Source organism: Bradyrhizobium sp. C-145 (genome assembly GCF_023375135.1).
Classification (GTDB): domain Bacteria; phylum Pseudomonadota; class Alphaproteobacteria; order Rhizobiales; family Xanthobacteraceae; genus Bradyrhizobium; species Bradyrhizobium zhanjiangense.
Genome location: NZ_CP088150.1, coordinates 1,796,839 through 1,812,803, shown reverse-complemented (window position 1 = coordinate 1,812,803; position 15,965 = coordinate 1,796,839). Strand labels below are relative to the sequence as shown.

Below are 15,965 nucleotides of genomic sequence, written 5' to 3'. Positions count from 1 at the left end.
ACCTGTCGAGTTGGGGTCTCGCACAAGCTTGCGTCTGTAAACCGGCCAGCAATCGACAAGGATTCGCCCGAGTGGACCGCTAGAAGCGGTCTGCTCAATTGATTCTTGCGTCCAGCGCCGGGGGATTCCCTCCCGCCTGACGCCAAAGGCCTCATTGATGGCAGACGACGGAATTGAACTGTTTGTCGGACTGATCGAGACAATCGACACGCCAGGCGTCGTCGATGCGTGCTGGCGCCTGCTTTCGGCCGACGAGCGGATACGCGCCGACCGTTTCATGTTCGAGCGGCATCGCCGGCAATATATTTTCGCGCACGCCATGCTGCGCATGGCGCTGTCGCAGGTCGCCTCCAACGTTGCGCCCTCCGACTGGTCCTTTGCGGCCGGCCGCTATGGGCGGCCGTTTGTCGCAGCGCCCAAGACCTCGACCGCGCTGCATTTCAGCCTGTCGCATGCCGACGGCTGCGTCGCCTGCGTCGTGTCGCGGCATGAGGCCGTCGGCGTCGACGTCGAAACCGTATCCCGGCGCGTCGCGCCGTTATCCACCGCGCTTCGCTTCTTTGCCCCGGAGGAAGTCGAAGTCTTGCGCGGACTGCCCGAGCCCGACGCGATCGAGCGCTTCTTCGACTATTGGACGCTCAAGGAAGCCTACCTGAAGGCCAGGGGTTTTGGGCTCAATCTGCCGCTCGATGCATTCGCAATGCAGGTGTCACGCGCGGGCATCGAGATCAGCTTCAAGCCCGATATCGCCGACGATCCGCATGGATGGCGCTTCTCGCTGTGCTCGCCATCGCCCTCACATCGCCTCGCGATCGCCGACGGCTCCCGTGCGGACGGCGGCCTTCCCATCAGCCGCAATGCCTGGCCGCTCCAGGAAGCGGCTGAATGACGACCTCGCGGCTGCGCGTCCGTCGATGCAATGACGCGTTTTCCGGCCTCTGCCCGCATCCGCCTTCGCCAAGGCTTCTGGCAAGGGCGGCAAGAGGCGGAGATCACCGCGCCTCTTCGAACCCTGCCAGCACCGAGGTCAGGTTCGCGCCCAAAATATCCGAGAGGTAGCCGCCCTCCTGCACGAATACGGTTGGCAGGCCCATTTTCGCGATGGCCTGGCCGATGCGGCGGAAGCCCGGCGTGGTGACGGCCAGTCCCTTCAGCGGGTCGTGCTCGGAGGCATCGAGACCGAGCGCGATGACGAGGGCGCCAGGCGCAAAGGACTCGATCGCCTTGCGCGCGACGTCCAGCGCCTGGATGTAGCCGTCATCGCCGGTGCCGATGGCCAAGGGAATGTTGAGATTGGTGCCGAGGCCGGGGCCCTCGCCACGCTCATGAGCATAGCCCCACACGAACGGATAATACGCAATCGGATCGGCATGGATCGAGATCGTGTAGACGTCCGGTCGCGCGTAGAAGATGCCCTGCGTGCCGTTGCCGTGATGGACGTCGACGTCGAGGATCACGACTCGCTCGTGCTTCTGCCGCAGATGAGCCGCCGCGATCGCGCTGTTGTTGAGGAAGCAGAAGCCGCCCGCCATGTCGCGATAGGCGTGATGGCCCGGCGGACGGCAGAGCGCATAGGTCGCATCCTCGCCGTCCATCACCATCTGCGCCGCGGTGACTGCGACGTCGGTCGCGGCACAGGCGGCCGCCCACGTGCCTGGCCCGATCGGCGCGGCGGTGTCGGCGGTGTGCCAGCCGAGCTTGCCGACGATGTGGGTGGGATAGGTCGCGGCGTGGCGCACCGGATGGATGTTGCCGATCATCTCCGGGCCGGAATCGCCGAGCGCAGTCCAGGCATCCCAGGCTTCGCTCAGGAACGACAGATATTCCGGACTATGGATGCGCGCGCGGGGGCCCTGCCCGAATTTCGTCGGCTCGACCAGTTGATGCTTGCCATCCTTCAATCCCTTGAGCAGACGGTCGGCGCGCTCGGGCTGTTCGGTGGTGCGCTTGACGACACCGCGAACCAGGAAGAATTGCGGATCATGGCTGCGATGAAGTTCGGTATGAACGGCTTTCACTCAAACGCTCCGTGGGTCGCATGCTCTTTAATGTGCCGCAGAGTCTTGATCTCCGCGGCGGCCAGATGCAAGCAAGAAGAATGCCGCTCCTGTCGCGTTGCCCTGCGCTGAAGGCAGATCGCCCGTGATGCTCAGCAACGCCCGCGCTGAAGACAGTGCTCGCGGCCCTGCTGGTCGGTGCGGAAGGCCTCGATGAAGCCGCCCTGGCGCTGCGTGACGAAGACGGTCTTGCCGTCGCCACCGCCGAAGGCGAGGTTGGTCGGCTCCTTGGCCCTCAGCGCGATCTCGCGCTCGACCGCGCCGTTGGGCTTCATCAACGCGATCGTGCCCTTGAGAATGCGCGCCACATACAGCCGACCGGTGACATCGGTGCGCAGGCCGTCGATGGTGTCGGGCTGGAACGACTTGACGAGCCTTGCGTCGACGAGGTCGTTGCCCCGGATGCCATAGGACCAGATCTGGCCGCTGCTGGATTCGCCGACATAGAGCGTCTTGCCGTCAGGACTGAGATCGATGCCGTTGGTGGTGCCCATCGCGCGCGGCGCCGCCATGACCTGGCCCTGCACCGATCCGTCCGCGGCCTTCGCGATGCGCCAGATGTGCCCCTCGCGGCCCTTCCAGTTCGGGTCGCTCGCATAGATCGTGCCGTCGCGGGCGATCGTGATGTCGTTGGGCTGGTTCATCTCGTCGGAGTGAAACCAGAGGGACGGCTCCGTCGCTCCCTTCGGAATCGTGAAGACGTTGTGCTTCTTGTAGTCGGCAATGAACATGGTGCCATTCCGATCGAAGCGGATGGCATTGCCGACGCTGCCTTCGGGCAGCATCGTGAACGGCTCCGACGCCGCCCCGCCGGCTGGCAGCCTGCCGATGGTGCCGGGCTTGCCGAGATTGACCACGAAGAGGTTGCCGTCGAGGTCGGCGGCAGGCCCTTCGATGCCGAAGGTGTATTCGCCCGTGGGCGTCACCTGTGCGCTTTCAAACAGCTTGGTCTCGGCAGCGGCCGGCAGCGTCGCGACGAGCAAAATGCTACTGCACAGGCACCAGAAATTCCTGCCGGATGTAATAGCCATCGCCGTCGGTGCACTCGCCGTTCAGATAGGGATCGGCCGGCCGGAAGAATCGGCTGAAGCCGGGTTTGTCTACAGCGCTCCTTTGTGTCACGACCACGACCTTGGCGGCCGGTATTTCGCCGCATTCCTTGTTGGTCTTATCAAAGAACTTGCGCTGCGGCGGACCGGGCTTGATCCGCATCCGCGTACCCGGAACCATTTTCGCAACGAGCAGGTCCGCGATATCGAGCAGTCGCGTGTAACCCGGCTCGCTCTTCCGCAGGCCCTCACCGCCCGGCGGCATCAGCTTCTCCGCACCGAGGCCGCGCAGTCGCGTGCGCAGCTTGCCGGCGTCGGGATCGCCCGGATAGAGCCAGCCGTCCTGCGACAGCATGAAGCGGAGCACGGCTCCGTCCTTGTCCGCATCCGATTGTCCCGGCTTCAGGCCGAAATCCGAGTGGCATCCGACGCAATGCTTCTCGACGAGGCCCTTGCGCAGCGTCGTGAGCCGGACGCTGTTCTGTGCGTCTCTCACCACGAATGCCGCGAGCTGGTCGATCATCGCCTGGCTGCGGATGTCGCAGGGTAGCGGCGCCGGCGCGTCGCCTGTGGCGCGATCGATGCGGATCACGGTCTTGTTCTTGTCCTCGACCAGCCAGATCGCGCCGTCTTCCGCCACCGTCATGCCGACCGGGGCGCCGTGCGGCCGCGCGCCGTTGACGCGGTGCCAGCCTGAAATCAGCTCCTCGAACGGCGCGGCGGCGACTTCGCCGGCATCGGTCAGGAAGCTGAGGGTCGGGTCCGCGGCGCAACTGACGTGATAGTGCACCGGCGCCGGGACGGGCTTTGGGAAGCCGTGGTCGTCGACGTCATAGATGAGGACGCGGCTGCCGGTCGGGCGATAGCCGTGCAGACCGACCAGCAGCTTGCCCTCCAGCTCCGGGAATTTTGTGCCGTGATAATAGAGCATCGCGAGCGGCGCACCGTGCGGCGGCATCAGCGAGAGCGGCGGCTTGTAAAGCGCATTCGCGGTGCAGAGCGATTTGTAGACCCCGGACTGCAGGACGCCCCTGAATTCCGGGCTCGGCGTCGACACATCGTAACAATAGGGCCAGCCATAATGCCTGCCTTGCTCGATCGCGTTGATCTCCTCGTTCGGCTTGAAGATGTCTGGCAGGTCGCGGCCGTTCTCGCCTTGCAGGAAGGCGTAGCCGGAATCGGGAAAGTTCGGATGCAGCGCCAGCGCCATCGAATTGCGCAAGCCCCGCGCATAGACGGTGTGAGGCGGATCCGGATCGCTCGGCTGCAGCGCCGGGAAGACGCCACCCGCAGGCGGCGTGTACAGCCAGATCGATGCCATCGCGGACGCGCCCTCGGCGGCCGCGCAAGGCTTCGTGATCGGTGCCGGCGTGATGCAGTCGTCGCTATGTGAGCCGATATTGACGAACAGCCGCCCGCTCCTGTCAAAGACAAACTGCTTGAGCGGATGGGCGCTTTCGTCGAGCCTGGTGCCGTCGGGCAGACTGATCCGTCGGCCGGGCATGCGACGGATGATGGTCTCGACCGTGCCGCGCGGATTGTCCGCAAGCGGATCGAACCGGAAGATCGTCTCTGCGGTCGAGGCATAGAGCTTCCTGTCGGGGCCGATCACCAGACCGAACGGATACTCGACGCCGGTCAGCAATTCCCTCAACCGCTGGCCTTGGGGCGCGCGCGGGTCGAGCAGCAGCAGCCGTCCGTCAGTATGGCCCCAGCCGCCCATGTCGGCCACCACGAACAGGTCACGGCCCGGCACTTGGATGATCGCGCGCGGGAATTTCAGGCGGTCGTCCTCGCTGGCGACGAGGCCGGTGCAAAAGCCTGCCTTCATGTCGATCTGGATCCTGGGAAAAGCGAGATCGCCGCTGCCGCAGTTGTCCGTGCCGATCGCATAGCCGCCTCTCCTGGCGAACTCGGACGATGCCCCGGGGGCAAGACCAAGCAGGAGCGCGACGAAGGCGGCTGCACACACGCGCAGGCTCCGGCGCTCCACGCAGATTGTCAGATGTTTCACTGCCGCCTCCCCCGACTTTCGTCGGAGGTTGTTCCATGCCGCCGAAGCGCGGTCCAGCTGATCATCACCCGCCTGTGATTAAACCTGTAACGACCTCGGAGGCGACCAATCTCCGTAAATTCCCTTACCGGGTTCGACCCGAATGTTTCGCGAATGCCTCGGGTGGTATCAGTTTGCCATCCCAATCGCTCCCTACAGGAGGCGTATATGGTCCAGGTCTATTTTCACTGCTCCAATACCGAGGGCACACTGATCGATCGCTACGGCGCCGCCGTCTCCAATCTCACCGAGGCCCGCGACCGCGCCGCCCAGATCATGCGGTCGATGATCTTGACGCCGAGCAACGAGGATTGGCGCGACTGGGTGATCCATGTCAGCGACGACGATGGCGAGGAGATTTTCGATCTCCCCTTCACGGCCATGCTCGGCAAGCCGCATTGAGGTGATGCCATGCTGCTCGCTCCCTTGACCCTGCTCCGCCACCCCCTGAGCTTCGTCGCCACCAAATGGCAGACCTTGATGAGGGTCGCAGGCGATCCTTACCGCCCCGAGCTTCATTACATGCGCGGCCCTGGCCCGAAATGGCGCGCCAAATATCAGGCGAGCCGGCTGACCCGCCCACTCTGAGCGCTCCGGCTCGTCGCTTTCCCATTGATCTCCGTCGTCATGGCCGGGCCTGTCCCGGCCATCCACGTTTTTGGAGCACCCGCGGAAGATATGGATGCCCGGGACTAGCCTGGTCGCGACGAACCAGTATCCTCCCATCCCGCGCCTGTTTCACCAGCCATGTCGCGCCCGCTTTCGATGTTCTCGTTGGCGGCAATGTGCCATTGTCCGCGGGCTTCGCCAATTGCGGAGCCTCGACGTTAACGCAGCAAAGCCACGACAAACATCAAGACGACAACATGCCTCACCAGTTCAGCCGCGCCCAACAGATCCGCAAACCCGCAGTCAGAACCAAGGGCGGCATCGTCGCCGCGCAATCGCGCCGGGCCGCCGAGGTTGGCGCAGAGGTGCTGGCGGCGGGCGGTGACTGCGTCGACGCCATCGTCGCGACGACGTTTGCGCTGAACGTGCTGGAGCCCTGGATGAGCGGCATGGGCGGCGGCGGCGCGATGGTGCTCTACCGCGCCAAGGACAATCGCTACGAGGTGATCGACTACGGCATGTGCGCGCCGCAGAGCCTGCGCGTAACCGATTATCCGATCACGGGCGAAGGCGCGGCCTCCGACCTGTTCCCCTGGCCGCGGGTGAAGGATGATCGCAACATTCACGGGCCTGGCTCGATCGCGGTGCCCGGCGTCGTCGCCGGCATGGAGGAAGCGCATCGCCGCCACGCCAGGATGCCTTGGAAAGATCTGGTCGTGCCCGCAGCGACGATCGCCGGCGAAGGCCTGCTGGTCGATTGGTGGACGACGCTGATGATCGCGAGCACGGCCACCGATCTCCGGCGCTATCCCGCCAGCGCGGAGATATTCCTGAAGGACGGTCTGCCGCCGAATGCGCCCTGGGGCATCAAGGCCGAGACGCGGCTGCCGCAGGACAAGCTGAAGGCGACGCTGGCCCATCTCGCCGCGGCCGGCCCTCGTGACTTCTACCAGGGCGATCTCGCCAAGAGCATCGCTTCCGACATCAAGGCCGATGGCGGTTCGCTGTCGGTGGAGGATCTCGCCGCGTTCCGCAGCCACCTGCGCGAGCCGCTGGCGATCCCCTATCGCGGCGGCAAGGTGTTTGCGACGCCGGAGCTGACGGCAGGGCCGACGATGGCGCATGCGCTACGCCTGTTGCAGCAGAACCTGAAGCCGGGCACCGCGCCGGATGCGGCCGCTTACAGCGAATACGCGCTCGCTTTGCAATCGGCCTACCGGCAGCGGCTGGGCGACATGGGCGATGCCGACGGCAAGCGCTCGCTCGGGGCGGAATATCTGGCGCCGGCCTGCACCACGCATTTCTCTGTGGTCGACCGTCACGGCAACATGGCCGCGGTGACCCAGACGCTGCTCTCCACCTTCGGCTCGAAATACGTGACGCCGCACACCGGCATCCCCATGAACAACGGCATCATGTGGTTCGATCCGACGCCTGCTACCACCAACTCGCTCGCCCCTGGCAAGCGTTGTCTCACCAACTACACGCCCGTTATCGCCGAGACGAAGGACGGCAGGCGCCTCGCGGTCGGCGCCTCCGGCGGCCGCCGCATCCTGCCGGCGGTGATGCAGCTCGTGTCCTTTGCGATGGATTTCGGCATGGACCTCGATGCCGCCATCCACCAGCCGCGCATCGACGCCAGCGAAGGCGCGGTCGTGATCGGCGATGCCCGCCTGCCCGCGGACGCGCGCAAGACGCTGGCGGCGCGGTTCGACTATGAGGAGACGCAGGTGCAGGCACTGCCGATGAAGTTCGCCTGCCCGAGCGTGGTGATGCGCCAGGGCGACACGAATTCGGGCGCGGTCGAGATTTTCCAACCGTGGGCCGAAGCGGTGGTGGAAGGCTGAGCGCACGGATCGATGCGAGCTTGTGCCAGCGCTCGTTGAGCCGTCGCGCGATTGCGAATCTCCGCGAGCGTCATGACTCCTCCACATTCGCAGGGAACTTACCCACCCGCCGTTCGTTCAGTGAACGGACAAGTGCGCTCGCCCCAGTGGAGGACATGATGAAGAAACTTGCGCTCGCCGCGTCGCTGATGGTTGCGGCCGGTCTCACATTGACCAGCCCTGCACTGGCCAAGGGCGGGCATGGACATGGGCACGGCTACGGTCGTGGCCACGCGATGGGCTATCATTACCATGGCACGCCGCCGGGATGGTACCACGGGCGCAAGGTCGGCTGGCGCGGCATGGGCTGCCCGCCCGGCCTGTGGAAACAGGGCCGCTGCTGAACATTGCATCGAGCAAGGCGCTGCCTCGGCAGCGCCGTTTCTATATCCCTAACCGATCTCTCACCCGACCCGTGATCACCGCTGTAGTCACCCCGATCGGCCAGAACGCGTGCATCGGCATCGGCTTGATGCCCGTGATCGGCATATCGATTTCCACCTTCGGTCCGCCGATCAGCCGCCGCGCCAGCTGCGCCCCCATCGCGGTGGAGAGCGCAACGCCGCGCCCGTTGCAGCCGAGCGAGATCAGGATGTTCTCCGCGGGCTCATGCACATGCGGATAATGATCCGCGGTGATCGCGAGCCGGCTGTTCCAGCCATGCGTCCAGGCGACGCCCTTGAGCTGCGGCCATAGCCGCTCGGCGTAACGCATGAGGTAGGCGACGTCGTTGGGCGACTTGATCCAGCGCATCGGGCCGCGGCCGCCCATCAACAGGCGGTTCTGCTGATCGATGCGGTAATAGACCGTGATGTGGCCGCTCTCGTAGAGCACGGGACGCGTCGGCATGATCGCGCGCGCGATAGCGTCCGGGAGCGGCGCGGTGGCGGCGATCGAGGAAAACACCGGCACGATGGTGCGGCGAAGTGCGGGCCAGAGATCGTCGGTGAAGCCATTGGTGGCGAGCAGGACTTTTTCGGCATGCACGATCGCGTGCGGCGTCTCGATGCGCCAGCGCGTGCCATCGCGGCGCAGCGACAGCGCCGGCGTCTCGCCAAAAACCTTCGCACCGGCGGAGATCGCGGCGCGCGCGAGGCCGCGGGCATAGCTGAGCGGATGCAGATCGCCGCCACGCGTGTCCAGCATGGCACCGATATAGCGGTCGGTGCCGGTCATCTCGCGCAACTGCTCGCGGTTCAGGAATGACACCGGCATGCCGCGGCGGATGCATTGCTGCGCGGTGTTTTCGATCGCGGCGGCGCTGGCCTCGTTATAGGCCGCGCGCAGCGTGCCGTTCTGCCGCGCCTCGCAGGGAATCTGGTAACGGCGGATCAGTTCGTGGGTGAAGTTGGTGCTGCCGTAGGAGAACTCGATCATGCGGCCGCCGAGATCTGCGCCGAAATCGGCCTCGATCTGATCGGGATCGTGCTTCAGTCCGGGATTGGTGTGGCCACCATTGTTGCCGGACGCGCCCCAGCCGGGCTCCTGCGCCTCCAGCACCAGCGCCTCGACGCCCTGCTCGGCCAGGTGCAACGCCGTGGACAGGCCGGTGTAGCCGCCGCCGACGATCGCGACGGAGACGGTCTTGTCGACGTCGAGCGGCGGCGTGGCGACCGGCGCGACGGCGGTGTCGGCGTAGAGCGAGGGCGGCAGAGGCAGGCGCGTGGTCATGGCAAAGACCGATCAGAGCGGATGCAGCACACGGCGCAGAAAGTCCTGCGTGCGCGGATGCTGGGGTTGGTTGAGCAGCGCCTTGGCCGGCCCCTGCTCGACGATGACGCCGCCGTCGATGAACAGCACGCGATCGGCGACGTCGCGGGCAAAGCCCATCTCGTGGGTGACGACGACCATGGTCATGCCGTCGTCGGCGAGCTTGCGCATGACGCCGAGGACGTCGCCGACGAGCTCGGGGTCGAGCGCCGAGGTCGGCTCGTCGAACAGGATCGCCTTGGGCTGCATCGCAAGCGCACGCGCGATAGCAACGCGCTGCTGCTGGCCGCCCGAGAGTTGCGGCGGATGCGAGTCGGCTTTCTCGGCGAGCCCGACCTGGGCGAGCAGCGCGCGGCCGCGCTCCAGCGCCTGCGCACGCGGCTCCTTCTTCACATAGAGCGGTCCCTCGACCACGTTCTCGAGCGCCGTACGATGCGGGAACAGGTTGAAGCGCTGGAACACCATCGAGACCTGGGTGCGGATCGCCACGATCGACGGTGCATCGCGATCGACCTTCAGACCTTCGACGCTGATCTCGCCGCGGTCGTAGCTCTCCAGCCCGTTGATGCAGCGCAGGATTGTAGACTTGCCCGAGCCGGACGGGCCGATGATGCAAACCACCTCGCCTTTTTGCACCGACGCATTGATACCCTTGAGCACCTCGACCTTGCCAAAGCTCTTGTGGACGTCGTTCAGCTCGATCATCGCTTGCCAGCCCGCTTCTCGAAGTGACGGACCAGCAGGATCAGCGGGATGCTCATGGTGAGGTACATCAGTGCAACAAGGGTGAACACGCTGGTGTTCTTGAAGGTCGAGGACGCGATCAATTTGCCTTGCAGCGCGAGCTCGGCGACCGTGATGGTGGAGGCCTGCGACGAATCCTTCAACATCATGATCATGACGTTGCCGTAAGGAGGCAGCACGATGCGGACGGCCTGCGGCAGGACCACGCGGCGCATGGTGAGCCACCAGCCCATGCCGATCGTCTGCGCCGCCTCGATCTGGCCCTTGTCGATCGCCTCGATGCCGGCGCGGAAATTTTCCGCCTGATAGGCCGAATAGGCGATGCCGAGCCCGAGGATCGCCGCCTGCAACGCCGACAGCGTGACGCCGAGATCGGGCATCACGAAGTAGAGATAGAACAACAGCACGATGATCGGGATGCCGCGGATCACGTTGATCAGGCTGGCGCTGAGCATCGACAGCACCTTGATGCCGGAGACCCGCATCATCGCCCAGACGAGGCCGAGCATCGTCGAGAGCAGCAGCGAGCCGACCGTGACGATGATCGTCAGCGCAACGCCGTTCAGCAGGATCGGAAAGAACTCGACGGCGTCGCGCCAGAAGCCTTTCATCGGGCAGCCTTCGACCGGTCTCTATTGATCAGACTTTGACGATCAACCTTGCGCCTTCAGGCCCCATTTATCGAGGATCTTGGCGATGGTGCCATTGGCTTTGAGCTTCGCCAGCGAGGCGTTGATCTTGCCGAGCAGCGCGGTCTCGCCCTTGCGAACGCCGATGCCGACCGAGCCGACGGTGACGGGCTTGTAGCCGTCGACGAGGCGCACCTCGGGGAAGCCGCCCTGCTTCAGATTGTAGGCGAGGATCGGATAGTCGGCGTAGCCGGCCTTGAGGCGGCCGGTGTTCACGTCGCGCAATATGTCGGGGATGGTGTCGTAGGCCTTGACCTCGGCGAACAGGCCGGACTTCTTCAGCGCATCGACGAAGGCGGTGCCGACCTGGGCACCGACCGTCTCGCCCTTCAGGTCGTCCTGCGTGGCATAGGCCTTGGTGTCGCTCTTCGGCACGACGAGGCCTTCGCCGTAAGTGTAGATCGGGTCGGAAAAGTCGACGACTTCCTTCCGCGGCGGCGTGATGAACATCGCAGCGGCGATGATGTCGATCTTGCTCGAGGTCAGCGACGGGATCAGCGCCGAGAACTGCATCGGCTCGATCTGCACGTTGAAGCCGGCGTCCTTGCCGATCTCGGTGACGAGATCGACCATGATGCCCTGGATGGCGTTGGTCTTGGTGTCGAGGAAGGTGAAGGGAATGCCCGTCGGGGTCGAGCCGACTTTCAGCACCTGTTGCGCCGAAGCCGGCACCACGGCTGCAATTGCGAGTGCCGCGATCGCGGCCAGACCAAAACGCTTCATCGCATCCCCCTTTGGGTCTGGCCGATGGCGGCGCTGGCGCGTGTCATGGGATCAGACGTTGCGGGCCAGACCGTTTCGGCCTATTTTCACCAATATGAAAATTTGGTCACACTTTCGCGGATCGCGCAAGCGGTTTTCATGCACATGAAGGAAGCGATCTGACGTGAGCGGTGGCAAAAGAATGCGCAAACCGGCCGCGAGGCCGGCGAAGAAGCTGAAGGCCAAAGCCAGGACCAAGGCTGTCACCAGACCCGCAGAGCCCGCGATGGACGTCGCAGTCGGCCGCCGCATCAGGGACCTCCGGCGCGTCAGGCAGTTTTCGCTGGAAACGGTCGCGGCGCGTACCTCTCTGTCGATCGGGTTCCTCAGCCAGATCGAGCGCGGCCTGTCATCACCCTCGCTGCGTGTGCTGGCGACGCTGGCCGACGTGTTCGGCGTCGGCATCGCTGCGCTGTTCGGCGCGAGCCCGAGCGCTGACGGCGGATCCGACCAGGTCGTGACGCGTGGGCTTGAGCGCCCCGAGCTGAAGCTCTGGCGCACCGGCGTATCCAAGCAATTGCTGAGCCCGGCGAGCGCCGACAACAAGCTCAATCTATTCCTGGTGCATCTGGAGCCCGGCGGCTCCACCGGCGACGAGCTCTACACCCATGACGGCGAAGAGGCCGGCCTCGTGCTCGAAGGCGAGATGATGCTGACGGTGGACAGCGAGACATGGTCGCTGAAGACCGGCGACAGTTTTAGGTTTGCGAGCCGGCGGCCGCACCGGTTTTCCAATCCGGCGCAGGATGCCAAGACGGTGGTGCTGTGGGTGAACTGCGTGACGGGGGCGTAAGCTTCCCTCCTTCCACGCGCACATTCTCAGCTCCGTGCATCCTTCGAGGCTCGCTCAGCGGCGCTGTTGCGCCGCCGCGCTCATGCCTCAGGGTGACGGTGATAGATTAAGGGCGCGCTGCCTCCACGCCGTCATTGCGAGGAGCCCTTGCGACGAAGCAATCCAGACGGTTTCCGCGGACGGATACTGGATTGCTTCGCTGCGCTCGCAATGACGCGCGGAGAGACCGTCACCCAAACCGATGTTTGTACCGGTCCACCGCCAGCGCGCTCACGTCGATGTCGGGCTTCTTGCCCGACAGCATGTCCGCGAGCACGCGCGCTGAACCGCAGGACATGGTCCAGCCGAGCGTGCCGTGGCCGGTGTTGAGGTGGAGATTGGCGTATTGCGTCGGGCCGATCACGGGCGGACCGTCCGGCGTCATCGGACGCAGGCCGCTCCAGAACGTGGCCTTGGCGAGATCGCCGCCGCGCGGAAACAGGTCGGTCAGCGAATGGTCCAGCGTGGCACGGCGCGCATCGTAGAGCTTGTCCGAGTAGCCGGAGATTTCGGCGGTGCCGCCGACGCGGATACGATTGCCGAGGCGGGTGATCGCAACCTTGTAGCTCTCGTCCATCACGGTCGATTCCGGCGCGCCCGTGGCGTCCTTGATCGGCACCGTGATCGAATAGCCCTTCACCGGATAGACCGGCAGCGAGATGCCAAGCGGCGCAACGAGCCGTGAGGACCAGCTTCCGAGCGCGAGGACGTAAGCGTCTGCCTGTAACAGGCCGGCACTGGTCGCGACGCCGCTGACACGCGCGCCATCGGTGACGATGCGGTCGATGCCTGTGTTGAATATGAAGCGCACGCCGAGCGCCTGGGCATGCTTGGCCAGCGCCTGCGTGAACATGTGGCAGTCGCCGGTCTCATCCTGCGGTAAGCGAAGCCCGCCGACGAACTTCTCCTTCACGCCGCCGAGCGCCGGCTCGACCGCGATGCAGCCCTCGCGGCTCAGCACCTCGAAAGGCACGCCGTACTGCTTGAGCACGGCGATGTCCTCGGCCGTACCGTCGAGCTGCGCCTGGTAGCGGAACAGCTGGAGCGTTCCTTTCGAGCGCTCGTCATATTGAATGCCGATGTCCCGGCGCAGATCGCGCAAGGAATCGCGGCTGTATTCCGCGATCGGGATCATCCGGCTCTTGTTGACCGCGTAGCGCGCGCTGGTGCAGTTGCGCAGCATCTTCAGCAGCCAGACCCACATCACTGGATCGAGCTTCGGCCGGATCACCAGCGGGCCGTGCTTCATCAACAGCCATTTGATCGCCTTTACCGGCACGCCGGGGCCGGCCCAGGGCGAGGAATAGCCCGGCGACACCTCGCCGGCATTGGCAAACGAGGTTTCCAGCGCAGGCTCGGGCTGGCGGTCGATGACCGTCACCTCATGGCCGGCACGCGCGAGGTAGTAGGCAGAGGTGACACCGATGACACCGCTGCCGAGGATCAAGACTTTCACGCTTGGTCAAACTCCCGCGGCATCATGCGCCGCTGCAAGAAGAAACTCCGTGAACCGCGGGAGCAATTATCAGGCCACCTTCTTGATGGCGTCGCCGAGGATCGAGACCATCTGGTCGATATGGCTCTTCTCGACGATGAGCGGAGGCGACATCGCGAAGCTGTCGCCGCTCATGCGCAGGTAGAGGCCCGTGTTGAAGCAATCGACCATGACGTCGTAGCCGCGGGCACCGACCGCACCGCCGCGCGGCGCCAGCTCGACCGCGCCCATCAGGCCGCAATTGCGGATGTCGACGACGTTCGGCAGGCCCTTCAGCGAATGCAGCGCATCGCGCCAATATTCGGCGATCGACGCACCGCGCGTGAGCAGGCCTTCATCCTTGTAGATGTCGAGCGTCGCGATGCCCGCGGCGCAGGCGGTCGGATGCGCCGAATAGGTGTAGCCGTGGAACAGCTCCATCTGATTCTCGGGGCCGACCATCAGGCCGTCATGCACCTTGCGGCTCGCAAACACCGCGCCGCAGGGAATGGTGCCGTTGGTGATGCCCTTCGCCGTCGTCATCAGATCCGGCGTGACGCCGAAGAAGTTGGCGGCGAACGGCGTGCCGAGGCGGCCGAAACCGGTGATGACCTCGTCGAAGATGAGGAGGATGCCGTGCTTGTCGCAGATCTCGCGCAGGCGCTGCAGATAGCCCTTCGGCGGCGGCAGCACCGCGGTCGAGCCCGGCACCGGCTCGACGATGACGGCGGCGATGGTCTCGGCACCGTGCAGGGCCACCAGACGCTCGAGATCGTCGGCAAGCTCGACGCCGTGCTCAGGCTGGTCCTTGGCGAAGGCGTTGCGGGTGAGATCGTGGGTGTGGCGGATGTGGTCGACGCCCGGCAGCAGGGTCGCGAAGGCGCGGCGATTGGCGACCATGCCGCCGACCGAGGTGCCGCCGAAGCCGACGCCGTGATAGCCGCGCTCACGGCCGATCAGGCGGGTGCGGCTGGCCTGGCCGTTGGCGCGGTGATAGGCGAGCGCGATCTTCAGCGCGGTGTCGACCGATTCGGAGCCGGAGTTGGTGAAGAAGACGCGATCAAGGCCCTTCGGCGCGATCTCGGCGAGCCGCTCGGCGAAGTCGAACGCCAGCGGATGGCCCATCTGGAACGACGGTGCGAAGTCCAGCGTCATGAGCTGCCGCTCGACCGCAGCAGCAATCTGCTTGCGGCCGTGACCGGCATTGACGCACCACAGGCCCGCGGAGCCGTCGATCACCTTGCGGCCGTCGACGGTGGTGTAGTGCATCCCCTCGGCGGAGGAGAACAGGCGCGGCGCCTTCTTGAACTGCCGGTTGGCCGTGAACGGCATCCAGAACGAGTCGGTCTTGATAGTGTTCGGAATCTGATGAAGGGTCACGGCCGCGCTCCTTTGCTGACCTGCTACCAGAGCCACGGCTCATAAGGCGCAACAAGTCCTTTTCTGATCAGCTGCAAACCATTGATTTCACTAGGGCTGTCGGTCCATATTTGCGCGATCCGCAACACCTGCAACACGAGACCAAGGCATGAGCGTCGACATCGGTGGACGGCTGCGATTCATCCGGGCGCGCCACAAGCTGTCGCAGCGTGAGCTGGCAAAGCGAGCCGGCGTCACCAATTCGACGATCTCGCTGATCGAATCCAACCAGATGAACCCGTCTGTCGGCGCGCTCAAGCGCATTCTCGACGGCATCCCGATGGGGCTCGCCGAGTTCTTCGCGCTGGAGCCGGAGTCCAGGCGCAAGATCTTCTACCGCGCGGAGGAGCTGACCGAGGTCGGCAAGAAGCCGATCTCCTACCAACAAGTCGGCGACAATCTGTTCGGCCGCAGCCTGCAGATCCTGAAGGAGCGTTACGAGCCCGGCAGCGATACCGGGCGCGTCCACCTCGTCCATGACGGCGAGGAAGGCGGCATCGTGATTTCGGGCAAGCTCGAAGTGACAGTCGAGGACGAGCGGCGGATCCTCAATCCGGGCGATGCCTATTATTTCGAGAGCCGCCGCCCGCATCGCTTCCGCTGCGTCGGCGGCAAGCCGTGCGAAGTGATCTCGGCCTGCACGCCGCCGACGTTCTGAAGCGAGCCCGCGTCGGCCCGCCA

17 protein-coding genes are annotated in these 15,965 nt (G+C 65.0%); 8 read left to right on the top strand and 9 right to left on the bottom strand.

Translation table 11 applies throughout. The features are described 5' to 3' along the window. Positions 1-157 precede the first annotated feature (157 nt). A complete protein-coding gene (locus LRP30_RS08495) occupies positions 158-889 on the top strand; it encodes a 4'-phosphopantetheinyl transferase superfamily protein (protein WP_249760005.1) in 732 nt (243 codons plus the stop codon). A 103-nt stretch (positions 890-992) separates the two neighbouring features. Here the strand turns inward: LRP30_RS08495 and LRP30_RS08490 are convergent, their stop codons facing one another. From LRP30_RS08490 to LRP30_RS08480, 3 genes are all read right to left on the bottom strand, one after another. Beyond that, positions 993-2,018 carry a histone deacetylase family protein gene (locus LRP30_RS08490; RefSeq protein WP_091884056.1) on the bottom strand — a complete coding sequence of 342 codons (1,026 nt, stop codon included), beginning with the start codon at positions 2,016-2,018 and terminating at the stop codon, positions 993-995. A gap of 131 nt (positions 2,019-2,149) precedes the next feature. Continuing rightward, on the bottom strand, positions 2,150-3,088 hold the full coding sequence (locus LRP30_RS08485) for an SMP-30/gluconolactonase/LRE family protein (protein WP_249760004.1): 939 nt from the start codon (positions 3,086-3,088) through the stop codon (positions 2,150-2,152). Next, positions 3,045-5,120, bottom strand: a complete 2,076-nt coding sequence (locus LRP30_RS08480; protein WP_249760003.1) for a PQQ-dependent sugar dehydrogenase — start codon at positions 5,118-5,120, stop codon at positions 3,045-3,047. Before LRP30_RS08480 ends, LRP30_RS08485 begins: the two co-directional genes overlap by 44 nt. A 207-nt stretch (positions 5,121-5,327) precedes the next feature. Between LRP30_RS08480 and LRP30_RS08475 the strand changes: the two genes are divergently transcribed. The 4 genes from LRP30_RS08475 to LRP30_RS08460 all read left to right on the top strand — a co-directional run bounded on the left by LRP30_RS08475 (position 5,328) and on the right by LRP30_RS08460 (position 7,998). Further along, positions 5,328-5,561, top strand: coding sequence for a hypothetical protein (locus LRP30_RS08475; protein ID WP_091884042.1), 234 nt, complete (start codon positions 5,328-5,330; stop codon positions 5,559-5,561). A gap of 9 nt (positions 5,562-5,570) precedes the next feature. Beyond that, positions 5,571-5,747, top strand: coding sequence for a hypothetical protein (locus tag LRP30_RS08470; protein WP_164934414.1), 177 nt, complete (start codon positions 5,571-5,573; stop codon positions 5,745-5,747). Between the two features lie 278 nt (positions 5,748-6,025). Continuing rightward, the gene (locus LRP30_RS08465) at positions 6,026-7,615 is read left to right on the top strand and encodes a gamma-glutamyltransferase (RefSeq protein WP_249760002.1); all 1,590 of its coding nucleotides are present in this window, start codon (positions 6,026-6,028) and stop codon (positions 7,613-7,615) included. Positions 7,616-7,770: 155 nt separating this feature from the next. Then, on the top strand, positions 7,771-7,998 hold the full coding sequence (locus LRP30_RS08460; protein WP_164934415.1) for a hypothetical protein: 228 nt from the start codon (positions 7,771-7,773) through the stop codon (positions 7,996-7,998). A 40-nt stretch (positions 7,999-8,038) separates the two neighbouring features. On the opposite strand, the gene LRP30_RS08455 is transcribed toward LRP30_RS08460, so the two are convergent. Genes LRP30_RS08455 through LRP30_RS08440 form a run of 4 tightly spaced genes read right to left on the bottom strand, consistent with a single transcriptional unit; the run spans position 8,039 to position 11,520 of the window. Continuing rightward, positions 8,039-9,325 (bottom strand): FAD-binding oxidoreductase, encoded by a 1,287-nt coding sequence (locus LRP30_RS08455; protein ID WP_249760001.1) that lies wholly within the window; start codon positions 9,323-9,325, stop codon positions 8,039-8,041. Between the two features lie 12 nt (positions 9,326-9,337). Next, on the bottom strand, positions 9,338-10,069 hold the full coding sequence (locus LRP30_RS08450) for an amino acid ABC transporter ATP-binding protein (RefSeq protein WP_249760000.1): 732 nt from the start codon (positions 10,067-10,069) through the stop codon (positions 9,338-9,340). Continuing rightward, positions 10,066-10,719: an amino acid ABC transporter permease gene (locus tag LRP30_RS08445; protein ID WP_249759999.1), complete on the bottom strand. Its 654-nt coding sequence runs from the start codon at positions 10,717-10,719 to the stop codon at positions 10,066-10,068. Before LRP30_RS08445 ends, LRP30_RS08450 begins: the two co-directional genes overlap by 4 nt. Before the next feature lie 42 nt (positions 10,720-10,761). Then, entirely contained in the window at positions 10,762-11,520 is a 759-nt protein-coding gene (locus LRP30_RS08440) for an ABC transporter substrate-binding protein (protein ID WP_128935875.1), read from the bottom strand. Positions 11,521-11,544: 24 nt separating this feature from the next. Between LRP30_RS08440 and LRP30_RS08435 the strand changes: the two genes are divergently transcribed. Continuing rightward, positions 11,545-11,682, top strand: coding sequence for a hypothetical protein (locus tag LRP30_RS08435; protein ID WP_164934416.1), 138 nt, complete (start codon positions 11,545-11,547; stop codon positions 11,680-11,682). Positions 11,683-11,701: 19 nt separating this feature from the next. Next, positions 11,702-12,352 (top strand): XRE family transcriptional regulator, encoded by a 651-nt coding sequence (locus LRP30_RS08430; RefSeq protein ID WP_249759998.1) that lies wholly within the window; start codon positions 11,702-11,704, stop codon positions 12,350-12,352. 229 nt (positions 12,353-12,581) lie between these two features. Here the strand turns inward: LRP30_RS08430 and LRP30_RS08425 are convergent, their stop codons facing one another. Both LRP30_RS08425 and LRP30_RS08420 read right to left on the bottom strand, forming a co-directional pair. Then, positions 12,582-13,847 carry a D-amino acid dehydrogenase gene (locus LRP30_RS08425; RefSeq protein ID WP_249759997.1) on the bottom strand — a complete coding sequence of 422 codons (1,266 nt, stop codon included), beginning with the start codon at positions 13,845-13,847 and terminating at the stop codon, positions 12,582-12,584. Between the two features lie 69 nt (positions 13,848-13,916). After that, entirely contained in the window at positions 13,917-15,245 is a 1,329-nt protein-coding gene (locus tag LRP30_RS08420) for an aspartate aminotransferase family protein (protein WP_249759996.1), read from the bottom strand. Positions 15,246-15,393: 148 nt separating this feature from the next. Between LRP30_RS08420 and LRP30_RS08415 the strand changes: the two genes are divergently transcribed. Next, entirely contained in the window at positions 15,394-15,942 is a 549-nt protein-coding gene (locus tag LRP30_RS08415) for a cupin domain-containing protein (protein ID WP_038972074.1), read from the top strand. Positions 15,943-15,965 lie beyond the last annotated feature (23 nt).